Annotated in this window: 13 protein-coding genes; 8 read left to right on the top strand and 5 right to left on the bottom strand. The window is 73.7% G+C overall.

What is annotated here, in order from left to right; translation table 11 throughout:
* The first annotated feature begins 65 nt into the window (after positions 1 to 65).
* Both QQK22_RS12630 and QQK22_RS12635 read left to right on the top strand, forming a co-directional pair.
* Positions 66 to 824, top strand: a complete 759-nt coding sequence (locus tag QQK22_RS12630) for a copper resistance CopC family protein (RefSeq protein ID WP_284251278.1) — start codon at positions 66 to 68, stop codon at positions 822 to 824.
* Complete coding sequence (locus QQK22_RS12635; protein ID WP_284251279.1) at positions 821 to 2,629, top strand: S9 family peptidase; 1,809 nt, start codon at positions 821 to 823, stop codon at positions 2,627 to 2,629. The genes QQK22_RS12630 and QQK22_RS12635 overlap by 4 nt, the downstream gene beginning before the upstream one ends.
* Before the next feature lie 9 nt (positions 2,630 to 2,638).
* Here the strand turns inward: QQK22_RS12635 and QQK22_RS12640 are convergent, their stop codons facing one another.
* Positions 2,639 to 3,844 carry a cobalamin-independent methionine synthase II family protein gene (locus tag QQK22_RS12640; protein ID WP_284251280.1) on the bottom strand — a complete coding sequence of 402 codons (1,206 nt, stop codon included), beginning with the start codon at positions 3,842 to 3,844 and terminating at the stop codon, positions 2,639 to 2,641.
* Positions 3,845 to 3,957: 113 nt separating this feature from the next.
* Here QQK22_RS12640 and QQK22_RS12645 point away from each other — a divergent pair, with 113 nt between their 5' ends.
* The 6 genes from QQK22_RS12645 (at position 3,958) to QQK22_RS12670 (ending at position 10,816) form a co-directional block, all read left to right on the top strand.
* Entirely contained in the window at positions 3,958 to 5,313 is a 1,356-nt protein-coding gene (locus tag QQK22_RS12645; protein ID WP_284251281.1) for an MFS transporter, read from the top strand.
* Positions 5,310 to 6,539 carry a MalY/PatB family protein gene (locus QQK22_RS12650; protein ID WP_284251282.1) on the top strand — a complete coding sequence of 410 codons (1,230 nt, stop codon included), beginning with the start codon at positions 5,310 to 5,312 and terminating at the stop codon, positions 6,537 to 6,539. The genes QQK22_RS12645 and QQK22_RS12650 overlap by 4 nt, the downstream gene beginning before the upstream one ends.
* 399 nt (positions 6,540 to 6,938) lie before the next feature.
* Complete coding sequence (locus tag QQK22_RS12655; protein WP_284251283.1) at positions 6,939 to 7,748, top strand: carbohydrate ABC transporter permease; 810 nt, start codon at positions 6,939 to 6,941, stop codon at positions 7,746 to 7,748.
* Positions 7,745 to 8,620 (top strand): carbohydrate ABC transporter permease, encoded by an 876-nt coding sequence (locus QQK22_RS12660; protein WP_284251284.1) that lies wholly within the window; start codon positions 7,745 to 7,747, stop codon positions 8,618 to 8,620. Before QQK22_RS12655 ends, QQK22_RS12660 begins: the two co-directional genes overlap by 4 nt.
* Before the next feature lie 280 nt (positions 8,621 to 8,900).
* Positions 8,901 to 10,049 (top strand): ABC transporter substrate-binding protein, encoded by a 1,149-nt coding sequence (locus QQK22_RS12665; protein ID WP_284251285.1) that lies wholly within the window; start codon positions 8,901 to 8,903, stop codon positions 10,047 to 10,049.
* The gene (locus tag QQK22_RS12670) at positions 10,046 to 10,816 is read left to right on the top strand and encodes a glycerophosphodiester phosphodiesterase (RefSeq protein WP_284251286.1); all 771 of its coding nucleotides are present in this window, start codon (positions 10,046 to 10,048) and stop codon (positions 10,814 to 10,816) included. Before QQK22_RS12665 ends, QQK22_RS12670 begins: the two co-directional genes overlap by 4 nt.
* A gap of 19 nt (positions 10,817 to 10,835) precedes the next feature.
* Here the strand turns inward: QQK22_RS12670 and QQK22_RS12675 are convergent, their stop codons facing one another.
* The 4 genes from QQK22_RS12675 to QQK22_RS12690 form a co-directional block, all read right to left on the bottom strand.
* Positions 10,836 to 11,462 carry a serine hydrolase gene (locus QQK22_RS12675; protein WP_284251287.1) on the bottom strand — a complete coding sequence of 209 codons (627 nt, stop codon included), beginning with the start codon at positions 11,460 to 11,462 and terminating at the stop codon, positions 10,836 to 10,838.
* On the bottom strand, positions 11,389 to 11,811 hold the full coding sequence (locus QQK22_RS12680; RefSeq protein ID WP_284251288.1) for a hypothetical protein: 423 nt from the start codon (positions 11,809 to 11,811) through the stop codon (positions 11,389 to 11,391). The genes QQK22_RS12675 and QQK22_RS12680 overlap by 74 nt, the downstream gene beginning before the upstream one ends.
* Before the next feature lie 108 nt (positions 11,812 to 11,919).
* Positions 11,920 to 13,023: an aspartate-semialdehyde dehydrogenase gene (locus QQK22_RS12685; RefSeq protein WP_284251289.1), complete on the bottom strand. Its 1,104-nt coding sequence runs from the start codon at positions 13,021 to 13,023 to the stop codon at positions 11,920 to 11,922.
* Positions 13,020 to 14,300 (bottom strand): aspartate kinase, encoded by a 1,281-nt coding sequence (locus tag QQK22_RS12690; protein WP_284251290.1) that lies wholly within the window; start codon positions 14,298 to 14,300, stop codon positions 13,020 to 13,022. The genes QQK22_RS12685 and QQK22_RS12690 overlap by 4 nt, the downstream gene beginning before the upstream one ends.
* Positions 14,301 to 14,394: the final 94 nt, after the last annotated feature.

The following is a 14,394-nucleotide window of genomic DNA, read 5'->3' on the forward strand; positions in this document are numbered from 1 at the left end:
CCCGCCCCACCCGGGACCTTTCGCCGACCTACGATGAGCGGGCAGTCCCCGATGAAAGGTCCCCCGTGCGCACCGTCCTCCGCCGCGCCCTCGCGCCGCTCGCCACCCTCGCCGCCCTCACGCTGTCGCTGGGGGTCCTCGCAGCGCCCGCCTCGGCGCACGACTCCCTCATCTCCTCCTCCCCCGCCGACGGCGAGGCCCTCACGGCCGCCCCCGCCGACCTCACGCTCACCTACAGCGCCGAGATCGCCCAGATCGGCGCCGACGTCGTCGTCACCGACACGGCCGGCACCGTCGTCTCGCAGGAGCTGACCGTGGCGGGCACCGACGTCGTCGTCCCGCTGGCGCAGGACCTCACCGCGGGCGCCTACAGCGTCGCGTGGCGCGTGACCTCCTCCGACGGCCACCCCATCGACGGCATGTTCACCTTCACGCTCGACCTCCCCGCGGAGAGCCCGACGGCGGAGCCCACCTCGTCCGCGCCGGAGGAGTCCTCGAGCGCGTCGGAGTCCGCGACCACGCCCGAGTCCGACGCGCCCACCTCGGCGTCCACGACCGAGGAGGCGTCCCCGACCGCGAGCGACAGCGACACCGTGACCGCGACGAGCGACGCCGCCTCGACGGACGCGACCACCGACGCCGACTCGGACGCGACCACCACCGACGGCCTGCCGACCTGGGCGTTCGTGATCGGCGCCGTCGCCATCCTCGGTGCCATCGGCGCGCTCGTCCTCAAGATGCGCCGCGACCGCCTCGCGAACCAGGGCCCCGGCAGGCCCACCGACCCGACGCAGGGCCCGGGCAGCGGCACCGACCCGCGATGACGCAGGCCTGGGAGGCGCGGTTCCGCGCCGGTCACGTCTCGCTGCCCGACTGGGCGCAGGACTCTCCCGACCGCGCCTGCGTGATCGCGAGTCACGACGGCGTGCGCCAGGTCCACTCGCTCGACGTCACCTCGGGCGCGCTGACCGTCGCGACGTCGCGCCCCGCCGGCACCACCGACGCCACGATCAGCCCGGACGGGGCCTGGCTGTGGTGGTTCGACGACTCCGGCGGCGACGAGTACGGCGTCTGGCGGCGCCAGAGCTTCGGCTCCGGCCCCGACAGCACCGCCCGGACCCCGCTCGACTCCCCCGCCGCCTACGGCGCCGGCCTGCTGCTCGGCCTGGACGGCGTCGTCGTGGTCGGCTCCAGCGACGACGGCGGCACGCGCGTCCACGTGCACGAGGTGAGCCCGGACGACGGCGGGACGCCCGCCCCCGGCCGCCTCCTCTACGAGCACGAGCAGGACGCCGCCGCCGCGGCCCTGAGCCACGACGGCGCTCTCGTCGCGATCGAGCACAGCGAGCGCGGCGACAACCGCCACCCCGCCCTGCGCGTGCTGCGCACCGCTGAGGACGCCGCCGGCGCCGTCGTCGCCGACCTGGACGACGGCGCGGGCCTGGGACTCGGCGCGCTCGCCTTCGCGCCGCGCGACGGCGATGCGCGCCTCCTCGTGCAGCACGAGCGCGCCGGGCGCCCCGAGCTGCTCGTGTGGGACCCGACCACGGGGGCGAGCGACGCCGTCGACCTCGGCCTGCCGGGCGACGTCGCCGACGCCGACTGGTTCGAGGACGCGGACGCGCTCCTGGTCGCCGTCGACCACGAGGCGCGCACGCGCCTGTACCGCCACGACCTGACCACGGGGACGACCACCCCGATCGGCCCGGACGACGGCACGGTGGGGTCGGCCACCACGCGGCCCGACGGAGACGTGTGGTTCACCTGGTCCTCGGCCGCGCAGCCGCGCAGCGTCCGTTCCCTCGCCTCGGGTGTGCTGCTCGAGGCCCCGGGGACGACGGCGCCGCCGAGCGTCGTGGCGCAGGACGTGTGGGCGGAGGGTCCCGGCGGCCGCGTCCACGCGCTGCTGCGACGCCCGGCCGACGCCCCGGCGGGACCGCTGCCCGTGGTCGTCGAGGTCCACGGCGGCCCGACGGCGCACGAGACCGACTCCTTCGCCCCCGACCTCGCGGCCTGGGTGGACCACGGCTTCGCCGTCCTGACCGTGAACTACCGCGGCTCGACGGGGTACGGCAGCGCGTGGCGCGACGCCCTGGAGGCGAGCGTGGGGTTCACCGAGCTCGAGGACGTCGCGGCCGTGCACGCCCACCTCGTGGCGCAGGGTGTCCTCGACCCCGCGCGCTCCGTGCTCGCCGGCGCCTCGTGGGGCGGCTACCTCACGCTCCTGGGGCTCGGGACGCAGCCGGAGCGCTGGAGCGTCGGCGTCGCGGGCGTTCCCGTGGCGGACTACGTCGCGGCGTACGAGGACGAGATGGACTCGCTCCAGGCGTTCGACCGGTCGCTCTTCGGAGGATCGCCCACCGACGTGCCCGAGGCCTACCGCCTGGCCTCGCCGCTGACGTACGCGGGCGCCGTCGTCGCCCCCGTGCTGGTGCTGGCCGGTGAGAACGACCCGCGCTGCCCGATCCGCCAGATCGAGAACTACCTGGGTGCGCTCACCGCGCGCGGCGACGCCCCCGTCGTCGAGACGTACCGGTACGAGGCCGGTCACGGCTCCTACGCCGACGACGAGCGGATCGCGCAGATGCGCGCCCAGCTCGAGTTCGTGCTGCGCCACGTGCAGCCGTAGGACCGACCCTCAGCGCCGGAGCGCCTCGCTCGCCAGGGCCGCGCCCTCGGTGAGGCTGCGGAGCTTGGCCCACGCGATCTGGCTGTGCACGCGGCCGCCGAGCCCGCAGTCGGTGGAGGCGACGACGTTCTCCGTCCCCACCCGCTGCGCGATGCGCACGATCCGCTCCGCGACGAGCTCGGGGTGCTCGACGACGTTGGTCGCGTGCGAGACGACGCCGGGCAGGAGCATCTTGCCGTCGGGCAGCGCGACCTCGTCCCACACGCGGTACTCGTGCTCGTGCCGGACGTTCGCGGCCTCGTACGTGATCGCGTCGGCGTCGATCGTCAGCACCGTCCCGACGATGTCGCGCAGCGCGAGGTCGGTGGTGTGGGGGCCGTGCCACGAGCCCCAGCACAGGTGGTAGCGGATGCGGTCGGACGGCAGTCCGCGCAGCGCGTGGTTGAGGGCCTCGACGCGCAACCTCGTGAAGGCGAGGTAGTCCTCGATCGCGGGCTCCGGCTCGATCTGGTCGTAGTTCTCCGCGATCGAGGGGTCGTCGATCTGCAGGATCAGGCCGGCCTCGATGACGGCGACGTACTCCTCGCGCATCACGTCCGCCCACGCCTCCAGCAGCGCGACGTCGTCGCCGTAGTGCTCGTTCGCGATGCGGGACGCCGAGCCGGGGGCGAGCGACGTGATGAAGGCGTCCTGCGTCCCGACCGCATCGGCAGCGGCCCGGAGGTTCGCGATGTCGGCCGCGAGCGCCGCGTGGCCGGTGTACCGCAGCGGACCGGTGACCTTGGGGAACACGGGTGGCTCGCCCACGAAGATGCCCGACGTCGGGCTCGAGTACGCCTCGCGGAACGCCTGCTGGTCGCGGCGTGAGCCGAAGCCCGTCAGCCGGGTGTCGCCCGGGGTCGAGAGGTGACGGTCGGTGACCCACGCGCCGCCCTCGTCGAGCGAGAGGCCCTCCGTGCGCTGGAAGATGTAGGACCACCAGGACCCGAAGTCCATCGGCGACGTCATCGCCTTTCCGTACTCGCCGTCGCCCACGAGGTCGACGCCGACCTCGCGCTGGCGCGCGACCAGGTCCCGCACCTCGGTGGCCAGGAGCTCCTCCCAGCCCTCGACCTCCTCGCCCGCGGCGCGGGCGGCGTTCGCCGCGACCAGGGCGTCGGTGCGGGGGAGGGAACCGGCGTGGGACGTGAGGATCCTGCTCGAGCTGCGGCGCATGCGGCCAGTCTCGCCCGTGGGTGCGCGGGTGCGTGACGGCGTCCGCATGACGGTGGCCTGCCTCGCACCGATGACTTCTGCCGATGTCGGTGGTCTGCCCCACCATGGAGCACATGAGCGACATCCGGGGTGGCGGGGCGCAGGACGAGGTGGCGCGGGACGAGGTCGACGCCGTCGATCCCGTCGATCCCGACGTCGAGAAGCCGGGCTGGCGGCGTCACACCGCACTGTTCCTCAGCGGGCAGACGGTGTCGCTGTTCGGCTCGATGCTCGTGCAGTACGCGGTCATGTGGTACCTCACGCTGACCACGAAGGACGGCACGGTGATGGCACTGTCGACCGTGTTCGGGTTCCTCCCGCAGGCGATCGTGTCGATCTTCGGCGGCGTCTGGGCCGATCGGCACCACCGCAAGTGGCTGATCATGGGGGCCGACGCGGCGATCGCCGTCGCGACCCTGACGCTCGCCATCCTCATGCTGCAGGGCACGAACGACCTGTGGCTCATCTACGCCGCGCTGGCCGTCCGCTCCACGGGCGCGGGGATCCAGACGCCCGCGGTGGCCGCGCTGCTGCCTCAGATCGTGCCGACGGCGAAGCTGCTGCGCATCAACGGCATCAACCAGACGATCCAGGCCGGCATGATGCTGCTCGCGCCCGCCGTGGCGGCCGCGCTCTACGCCAGCTTCCCGATTGAGACGATCTTCTTCGTCGACGTCGCGACGGCGGTCGTGGGCATCGGTCTCCTCGCGCTCGTCCCGGTCGGGCGCGTGGTGCGCACGGGCGACGGCGAGGAAGGCGCCGGCTACTTCGCCGACCTCACCGAGGGCGTGCGCTACGTGATGGGCCACCGCTTCGTGCGGTGGCTGCTGGGGCTGTGGGCGATCGTGATGGTGCTCGCCGCGGCGCCGTCCTTCCTCACCCCGCTGATGGTGGCGCGCTCGTTCGGTGAGGAGCCGTGGAAGCTGATGGCGCTCGAGATCGCCTTCTCGGTCGGGATGATGGCGGCGGGCGGCGCAGTGGCGACGTGGGGCGAGAAGGTGCCGCGGCTGACGCTCATCGTCGCGTCCTCGGTCGCCTTCGGCGCGCTGTCGATCGCTCTCGGGCTCTCGCCCACGATCTGGATCTTCTTCCTGTTCATGTTCCTCGTGGGGGCGACCGTTCCGGCGTTCACGACGCCGTCGATGACCGCGCTGCAGGAGACCGTGCCGCCGGAGCGCCAGGGCCGGGTGTTCGGCTTCGTCGGCATCGTGATGGCCGTGTCGATGCCCCTGGGAATGGTGGTCTTCGGTCCCCTCGCGAACGTCGTGTCGGTCCAGACCGTGCTGGTGCTCGCCGGCGTCGCGAGCCTCGCCGCCACCGGGCTGGCCCTGATGCTCCCGGCCGGGCGCCGCGCACTCGTCGCGGCCCGTGAGACGGAGGGCGGCACGGCCCCGGTCCGCGAGGAGGTCCCGCCTAGGGTGGGGTCGTGAGCCGCACCTCCAGGTCAGATCTAACCGCCACCCCCGCGTTCGACGCCGCCGCCGTCGACACCCTCACGCGCGAGGACCTGCTCGCCCGCGGGTCGCTGAAGTGGACCGCCTACCCGGAGGCGATCGGCGCCTGGGTCGCCGAGCTCGACCTCCCGGTCGCCGGCGTCGTGACGGACGCGCTGCGCACCGCCGTCGACCAGCAGCTGTTCGGCTACCTGCCGACCGGGCTCGTGCGCGAGACCGCGCGCGCCTGCGCCGACTGGTACGGCCGGACGGCCGGGTGGCGTCTCGACCCCGAGGACGTCCGCCTCGTGCCCGACGTCCTGACCGCCCTTCGGGTGACGCTCGACCACGTCACGGGCCCGGGGACGACCGCCGTCGTCACGACCCCCGCCTACATGCCGTTCCTCACGCGCCCCGAGCTCGTCGGCCACCGCCTGCGCACCGTCGCGGCGCGGCAGGACCCGAGCGGACGCTGGGAGCACGACCTCGAGGCGCTCGACGCGACGCTCGCGAGCATCGACGGCCCCGCGCTCCTCGTGCTGTGCAACCCGTGGAACCCGGTCGGTCGTGTGCTGACGCGCGCGGAGCTGACCGCGATCGCCGAGGTCGTCGAGCGGCACGGCGCGACGGTCTTCTCCGACGAGATCCACGCGCCCGTCGTGCTCGACGACGTCCCCCACGTCCCGTACGCCAGCCTCAGCGAGGCGACGGCGAACCACACCATCACCTCGGTCTCCGCCTCCAAGGCCTGGAACCTCGCCGGTCTGAAGTGCGCCCAGATCATCGCCACCGGCGACCGCCTGCGCGCCGTGCTCCGCGCGCCCGCGACGCTGACGGGGTACGAGCCCGCCACGCTCGGCCTGGTCGCCGGCATCGCGGCCTACGACGACGGCGGCCCCTGGCTCACCGGCGCCCGCACCTACCTGGCCGGCAACCGCGACGCGTTCGTCGCGGCGCTCGCACGGGCGCTTCCCGACGCCGTCCCGACCCACGTCGAGGGCACGTACCTCCAGCTCGTCGACCTCCGCCGCGTCCGCACCCGCGGCGGGTCCGAGCTCCCCACCGACCTCGCGGCGTTCCTCCTGCGCGAGGGCGGCGTCGCCGTGACCGACGGAGCCCTGTGCGGTGCCCCAGGCCAGATCCGGGTCAACCTCGGTCTGCCGCGACCGCTGCTGCTCGAGCTGGCCGCGGCGCTGGGTACCGCCGTCGCCGCGCTCGACTGACACGCACCCCGACCAGGAGCGACGCCGCGGCGTTCACCGGCACGACACCCCGCCGTCGTGCCGTGACGCCACGATGAACAGTGCGCGGACCGGCGCCGAACACTGTCCGAAACGCATCAAACAGGCCCTGAGGCACTCCTAGCGTGAGAGCGGCCCGGACGGCGCACCACGCGCCGTCGGCACGCTCGACGATCAGGACCTCACCTCGATGACCACCGCTCCCCCCGCGGTCGGCACTGCGCTCGCGCCGTCCACGCCGACCGCGCCCCCCGGCGCCGGGCAGCCCGCCCCCACCACCGCCGCACCACCCCCGGCCGGCATGAACCGGGGCCGACGCCGCCGCCTGCACGCCCTGGGGGGTTCGCCCTCCTGGCGGGCCCGAACATCGCGCTCCTGCTGGTGTTCACCTACCGCCCGCTGGTCCAGAGCCTCTACCTCTCGACACTGCAGTGGAACCTCGGCTCCCCGGTCGCCCGCCCCATCGGGCTCGGCAACTACGTCGAGTGGTTCACCGCCCCGAGCACACCGCGCGTGCTGACCACCACGCTGGTCTTCGGTGTCGCCACCGTGGGCGGCGCGATGGTCCTCGGGCTCGCGACGGCGCTCCTGCTGAACCGGGGGCTGCGCGGCACCGCCCTCGTACGCACGGTGGCCTTCGCGCCGTACGTGCTCTCGGGCTTCGCCGTCGGCGTGCTGTGGCTGTTCATCTTCGACCCGCGCTACGGCGCGATGAACGCGCTGCTGCGCGGCATCGGTCTCGACGGGCCGCACTGGTACAACGACCGGCCCTGGCCGCTGGTGATGATCATCGTCGTCTACCTGTGGAAGAACCTCGGCTACGTCGCGCTCATCTACCTGGCAGGGCTGCAGGCGGTGCCTCGCGACCTCACCGACGCCGCGGCGCTCGACGGCGCGGGCCCGGTCCGCACGCTGCGCTCGATCGTCCTGCCGCTGCTCACCCCGACGAGCTTCTTCCTCCTGCTGACGCTGCTGATGAGCTCGCTCCAGGCCTTCGACGTCATCCAGGCGATGACGCAGGGCGGCCCGCTCTCGAGCACCACGACGCTCATGTACCAGGTCTACGTCGAGGGGTTCGTGACGCAGCGCGCGGGCTACGCCTCCGCCGTCGCGACCGTCCTGTTCGTCCTGCTGGTGGCGATGACCGCGCTGCAGATGCGCTTCCTCGAGCGGAAGGTCCACTACTCGTGACCACCACGACCCTCACCGCACCCCCGCGTCCTCACCCTCGCCCGGCGCGCGAACGACGCCGCCCGCCCGTCCTCGGCTACGTCGGCCTGGCCGCCGTCGCCCTCCTCGTCGGCGCCCCGCTCGTGTGGCTCCTGCTGGCGAGCCTCAAGACCCCGGCGGAGACGTACGCCGTCCCGCTGCAGTGGCTCCCGAGCACGCTGACACCGGACAACTACGTCGCCGCCGGTGACACCGTTCCGCTGGGCCGGATGTTCCTCAACAGCACGCTGCTGACGGTGCTGGGCGCGGGCCTCAAGGTCGCCCTCGGCCTCGCGTGCGCCTACGCGCTGGTGTTCCTCGACATCCCGCTGCGCCGGTTCTTCTTCTACCTCGTGGTCGGCACTCTCATGATCCCGAGCCAGATCACGATCATCCCGAACTTCACGCTCGTGGCCGAGCTCGGCTGGCTCGACACCTACCAGGGCATCCTCGTGCCCGGCCTGGCCAGCGCGTTCGGCACCTTCCTGTTCCGCCAGCACTTCCTCACGCTCCCGACGGCGATCCTCGAGGCCGCGCACCTCGACGGCGCCGGGCACTGGCGCCGCCTGTGGCTCTTCGTGGTGCCGCTCTCGTGGCCGACGATCGCCGCGGTCACGCTCGTCAGCGTCGTCGCCGAGTGGAACGACTACCTCTGGCCCCTGCTGGTCGTCGAACGCGCCGAGATGCTCACGCTGCCCGTCGGGCTGACGTGGCTGCAGAACATCGAGGGCCTCAGCAACTGGGGCGTGCTGCTCGCCGGCGCCGTGCTCGTGACGCTGCCGGTCCTGATCGTCTTCCTCGTGCTGCAGCGCCGCCTCGTCCAGGGGCTGGTGGCCGGCGCCGTGACCGGCTGACCAGGCCCTGCCCCTCCCCCTCACCTCCCTTTCCAACGCTCCCCGCCTCCCGAACCCAGGAGACCCGCATGACACGCACGCCCCGCACCCCCGTGCCCGCCGCACCACCGCCCTCGCGACCGCCCTCACGGGCGCGACGCTCGCCGTCGCCGCCTGCTCCGGCCCGAGCACGCAGGCCCCCGGGGCCGCGGCCGCGGAGGCCGACGAGACCGACTGGTCGCAGGTCGAGCCCGCCTCCGAGATCACGTGGTGGAGCAACCACCCGGGCCAGTCCAAGGCGGTGGAGGAGGAGCTGATCGAGCGGTTCGAGGCCGAGAACCCCGACATCACCGTCAACCTCGTCACCGCGGGAGCCAACTACGACGAGGTGGCGCAGCGCTTCCAGGCCGCCTCGGCCGCGAACGAGATGCCCGACCTCGTGATCGCCTCGGACGTGTGGTGGTTCCGGTACCACCTCAACGACCAGATCCTCCCGCTGGACGGCGTCATGGACCACCTCGACGCGGACACGGACGACTACCAGCCGGGCCTGTGGGGCGACTACGAGTACGACGGCGAGCACTGGGCTGCGCCGTACGCGCGCTCGACGCCGCTGTTCTACTACAACAAGGACGCCTGGGCCGCGGCCGGCCTCGAGGACCGCGGGCCCGCGACCTGGGACGAGCTCGCGGCCTGGGACGCGTCGCTGCGCCCCCAGGTGCCGGCGGGTGGCACGACCTTCGGCATCTCCACCGGCCCGTCGTGGAGCGCGTGGTGGTTCGAGAACATGATCTGGGGCCACGGCGGCGCCTACTCCGACTCCTTCGACGTCACGCTCGACACCCCCGAGGCGCTGGCGGCCGGCGAGCAGCTGCGCGCGATGGTCCACGACACGGGGATGGCCTCGATCTCCACCGACGCGATGGCCGACTTCGCCTCGGGCCAGATCGCCTCGACCATCGGCTCCACCGGCGACCTCGCCGGCGCGCTCGAGGCGGCGACGTTCGAGGTCGGCACCGCCTACCTGCCCGACGGTCCCGACGGCGGCGGCACCCCCACCGGTGGCACCGGCCTCGCGATCCCGTCCTCGCGCAGCCCCGAGCAGCAGCTCGCCGCCGCGATGTTCCTGGAGTTCCTCACCAACACCGAGAACACCTCGTTCTTCTCCCAGAGCACCGGATACATGCCGGTGCGCACCTCCGCCGTCGAGAGCGAGGAGATGCAGGCGATCTACGCCGAGCTGCCGCAGTTCCGCACGGCCGTGGACCAGCTGGCCGACCGCGCGCGGCCGCAGGACTACATCCGCGTGTTCGTCCCGGGTGCCGACGCGCTGCTGAACGAGGCGCTGGAGCGCATCGCGCTGGAGAACACGAGCGCGAAGGACGCGTTCGACGCCGTCGCCCCGCAGCTCGAGACCGCCTACCGCGAGAACGTCGAGCCGTACCTGTGACCAGGCTCCTGACTCCCGCCCCCGGTGGGCGACCCCTCGTGGTCGCCCACCGGGGCGCGTCGGCCCACGCGCCCCAGAACACGCTGCCCGCGTTCGAGCTCGCGTGCCGCGCGGGCGCCGACGCCATCGAGCTGGACCTCCAGCTGACGCGCGACCGCGGGGTGGCCGTCTTCCACGACGACACCGTGGACGCGCTCACCGACGGCTCGGGCGCCGTCGCCGACCTCACGCTCGCCCAGCTGCACGCGCTCGACGCCGGCTCCTCCTTCGCGCCCGAGTGGGCCGGGACCCGGGTGCCGGCGTGGGAGGACGTGCTCGACGTCGTCCGCGCGCACCCGGGCACCGACCTCCTCGTGGAGGTGAAGGGGTCGTTCTGCACCGCCGAGGTCGCGCCGATGCTCGCCGCGATCGAGGACGCCGGGATGGCCGGTCGCGTGGTGGTGCAGAGCTTCTGGCCGGACACGGTGGCGGCGGTGCGCGACGTCGCGCCGCACCTGCCGCGCGGGCTGCTCGTGGCGAGCGAACCGCGCTCCGGCCTCCTGACGGCGCTCGACCTGGGGGCGGCGGTGCTGAACCCGCTCGGCACGCTGCTGGCGGCGGATCCCGGCCTCGTCGGGCGGGCGCACGAGCGCGGCCTGCGCGTGATGCCGTGGACGCTGAACGAGGCGGCGCACTGGGCGGCGGCGACCGAGCACGCGGTCGACGGGATCATCACCGACCACCCGGCGGCGCTGCTGGCGTGGCAGGCGGAGGGCGCGGCCGCCTGAGGCAGGGGTGGCTCGCTGGTCAGCCGGCGAGCCACGCCCGCGCGGCGCGGTCGGGCGCGCTCGCCCGCGGGGAGATGGCGACGACGGCGCGTCCCCGCTCGCGGTCCAGGCCCAGGTAGGAGCGGAAGCCACCGGTGCCGCCGTTGTGCCAGGTGATCGTCCGCGAGGCACCACCCGGGGTCGGGACCTGCGACGTCAGCCAGGCCGGGCCCAGACCGTCCCGCTCCAGCGTCGTGCGCGGTTCGAGCGCGGCGAGCCCCGGCACCCCACCCGCGAGGATCGCGGCGGCCAGGCGGGCGACGTCGGCCGCCGTCGCCCGCACGCCGCCCGCCGGCGCGATGCCCTCGCCCACCCAGGCCTCGCGGCGTCGCCCGCGCCTGGTGGTGCCGACCATCGCCCCGGCGCGCAGGTCGCCGCGCACCCCGGCGACGTGCATCGAGTCGAGCCCGAGCGGGGCGGCGAGACGCTCCTCGAGAAGCGTCGCGTAGTCCGTCCCCGCGCTCGCCGCGACGGCGTGGCCCAGGAGCGCGTACCCGACGTTCGAGTAGAGGGGCGCGGCGCGCCCACCTGGGTCATCGAGACCTGGCGCAGGAACTGGTGCAGCGACTCGCCGTACGGGTTGCGGCCGTGCACCGCCAGGTCCCACGAGCGGCGCAGCGGTGCCGTCTCGGCGGCGAGTCGCGGGAGACCGGAGCTGTGGGTGGCGAGGGCGTCCAGCGTGACGGCCGCCGCCGGCGTCCCCGCCAGCGCCGGCAGCGCCGCGGCGAGGGGGTCGAGCGATCGACCTCGCCACGGGTCAGCGCGTCCTCGTAGAGCAGTCCCGTGATCGCCTTCGAGATCGAGCCGAGCTCGGCGTGCTGGCCGGCGTCGACCCCGACCCCGGCGGTGGCGATCTCGCCGTCGTGCACCACCGCGACCACGCAGTCGCCGATGCCCCAGCCGCGCGCGAGGCCGGCCAGGCCGGTCGGGTCGAGGTCACCGCTGACGATCGTCATGGCACCAGCCTGGCGGTCGGCGGCGCGCCGCACATCGCCCGACGGGCCGATCCCGCCTCCACCCCCGGGCGGAGGCGTCGCCCTCACACCCCGAGGCTCAGGGGTGGGTCAGTGGGTGAGCTCCCCCACGAGCACCTCGGCGATCTGCACCGCGTTGAGCGCGGCGCCCTTGCGCAGGTTGTCGTTCGAGACGAACAGCACCAGGCCGCGGCCCGCGGGGACCGACTGATCGGCGCGGATCCGGCCGACGAACGTGGGGTCCTCACCCGCGGCGGCGAGCGGCGTCGGCACCTCGGTGACGACCACCCCCGGCGCCTGCTCGAGGATCTCGCGCGCCCGCTCCGGGGTGATCGCCGAACCGAACTCGGCGTGCACCGCGAGCGAGTGGCCGGTGAAGACCGGCACGCGCACGCACGTGCCCGCGACCAGGAGGTCGGGCAGCTCGAGGATCTTGCGGGACTCGTGACGCAGCTTCTGCTCCTCGTCGGTCTCACCGCTGCCGTCGTCGACGAACGACCCGGCGAGCGGGAGCACGTTGAACGCGATCGGCTCGGGGTAGAGCGAGGGGGCAGGGAAGTCGACCGCAGAGCCCGAGTGGGTCAGCTCCTCGATGGGTGCCCCGGCGTCGGTCAGCGCGCGGATCTGCGACCCGAGCTCGGCCACACCCTTGAGCCCGCCGCCGGAGACCGCCTGGTACGTGGCGACCTTGAGGCGCTCGAGCCCGGCCTCGGCGTCGAGCACCTTCAGCACGGGCATGATCGCCATCGTCGTGCAGTTCGGGTTCGCGACGATCCCGAGCGGGCGGTCGGCGACGGCGTGCGGGTTCACCTCGGAGACGACGAGCGGCACCTGAGGGTCGCGCCGCCACGCGGAGGAGTTGTCGACGACGACGGCGCCGGCCTCCGCGAACCGCGGCGCCAGCTCCTTCGACGTGGCGCCCCCGGCCGAGAACAGCGCGATGTCGATGCCGCGCAGGTCCTCGACGCTCGCGGCGGCCGCGTCCTCGACGACGACGTCGCCGCCGCGCCACGGCAGGGTCGTCCCCGCCGAGCGGGCCGAGGAGAAGAACCGGATCGCGGCGACGGGGAAGTCGCGCTCCTCGAGCAGCCGCCGCATCACGGCGCCGACCTGCCCGGTCGCGCCGACGACGGCGACGGTCAGCCCCGCGCGCTCCGCCGCCGACAGCCCTGCGCCCTCCGCGCCCGCGCTCATCGGCCGGTCCCGCCGTAGACGACGGCCTCGACCTCGGCCGCGTCCAGCCCGAACGCCGTGTGCACGGCACGCACGGCCGTGTCGAGATCGTCGGCGGAGGTGACCACCGAGATGCGGATCTCCGAGGTGGAGATCATCTCGATGTTGACGCCCGCGTCGCGCAGCGCGCCGAACAGCTTGGCCGAGACGCCGGGGTGCGAGCGCATGCCCGCGCCCACGAGCGAGAGCTTGCCGATGCCGGCGTTGACGATGAGCTCGGTGTGACCGAGCTCCTCGGCGACCGCCTCGATCGCGGCGCGCACGGCGTCCGTGTCGGTGGCGGGGAGCGTGAAGGAGATGTCGGTGCGGCCGGTCTCGTGCACCGAGACGTTCTGCACGATCATGTCGATGTTCGCGCCCGCGCCGGCGACCGTCTCGAACAGGCGCGCGGCGGCACCCGGGACGTCCGGCACCCCGACGGCCGTGATCTTCGCCTGGCTGCGGTCGTGCGCGACGCCGGAGATGATGGGCGCTTCCATGAGCTGTTCCTCCTCGTCGGTGGGGGTGACCACCCGGGTTCCCTCGAGCATCGAGAACGACGATCGCACGTGCATCTCGACGCCGTGGCGGCGCGCGTACTCCACGCTCCGCAGGTGCAGGATCTTGGCGCCGTGCGCGGCCATCTCGAGCATCTCCTCGCTCGTGACGCGCGCCAGCCGGCGGGCGGTGGGCACGATGCGGGGGTCGGCCGTGAACACGCCGTCGACGTCGGTGTAGATCTCGCAGACGTCCGCCCGCAGGGCTGCGGCGAGCGCGACGGCGGTGGTGTCTGACCCGCCGCGACCGAGCGTCGTGACGTCGCCCGCGTCCTCGTTCACGCCCTGGAACCCGGCGACGATCGCGACCGAACCGGACTCGAGGCAGCTCGTGAGCCGCCCGGGGGTGACGTCGAGGATGCGCGCGTTGCCGTAGGCGGAGTCGGTCAGGACGCCGGCCTGCTGACCGGTGAACGCCTGCGCGCTCACGCCGCGGGAGTGGATGGCGATCGCGAGGAGGGCCATCGAGATGCGCTCGCCCGCCGTCAGCAGGATGTCCATCTCGCGCTGCGGCGCGGCGCCGCCGGCGGAGACCTGCTCGGCGAGGTCGATGAGCTCGTCCGTGGTGTCACCCATCGCGGAGACCACGACGACGACGTCGTGCCCCTGCGTTCGCATCCCCGCGATCCGGTCGGCGACGCGGCTGATGCTGGCGGCGTCGGAGACGGAGGAGCCACCGAACTTGCTGACGATGAGCGACACGAGTGATCCGGGCGGTCGAGGGGAGGAGGGCCGGGGTCGAGTCTAGGGCGCGGGGCGCGGGGCGACGCCGAGCTGCCCACCACGAGAGACGCGG

The organism is Litorihabitans aurantiacus (assembly GCF_030161595.1).
GTDB lineage: Bacteria > Actinomycetota > Actinomycetes > Actinomycetales > Beutenbergiaceae > Litorihabitans > Litorihabitans aurantiacus.

Coding starts and splice junctions, on each gene's coding strand:
- QQK22_RS12635 (WP_284251279.1), top strand. CDS start 821: ATGACGCAGGCCTGGGAGGCGCGGTTCCGCGCCGGTCACGTCTCGCTG.
- QQK22_RS12685 (WP_284251289.1), bottom strand. CDS start 13,023: ATGAGCGCGGGCGCGGAGGGCGCAGGGCTGTCGGCGGCGGAGCGCGCG.
- QQK22_RS12680 (WP_284251288.1), bottom strand. CDS start 11,811: ATGACGATCGTCAGCGGTGACCTCGACCCGACCGGCCTGGCCGGCCTC.
- QQK22_RS12645 (WP_284251281.1), top strand. CDS start 3,958: ATGAGCGACATCCGGGGTGGCGGGGCGCAGGACGAGGTGGCGCGGGAC.
- QQK22_RS12640 (WP_284251280.1), bottom strand. CDS start 3,844: ATGCGCCGCAGCTCGAGCAGGATCCTCACGTCCCACGCCGGTTCCCTC.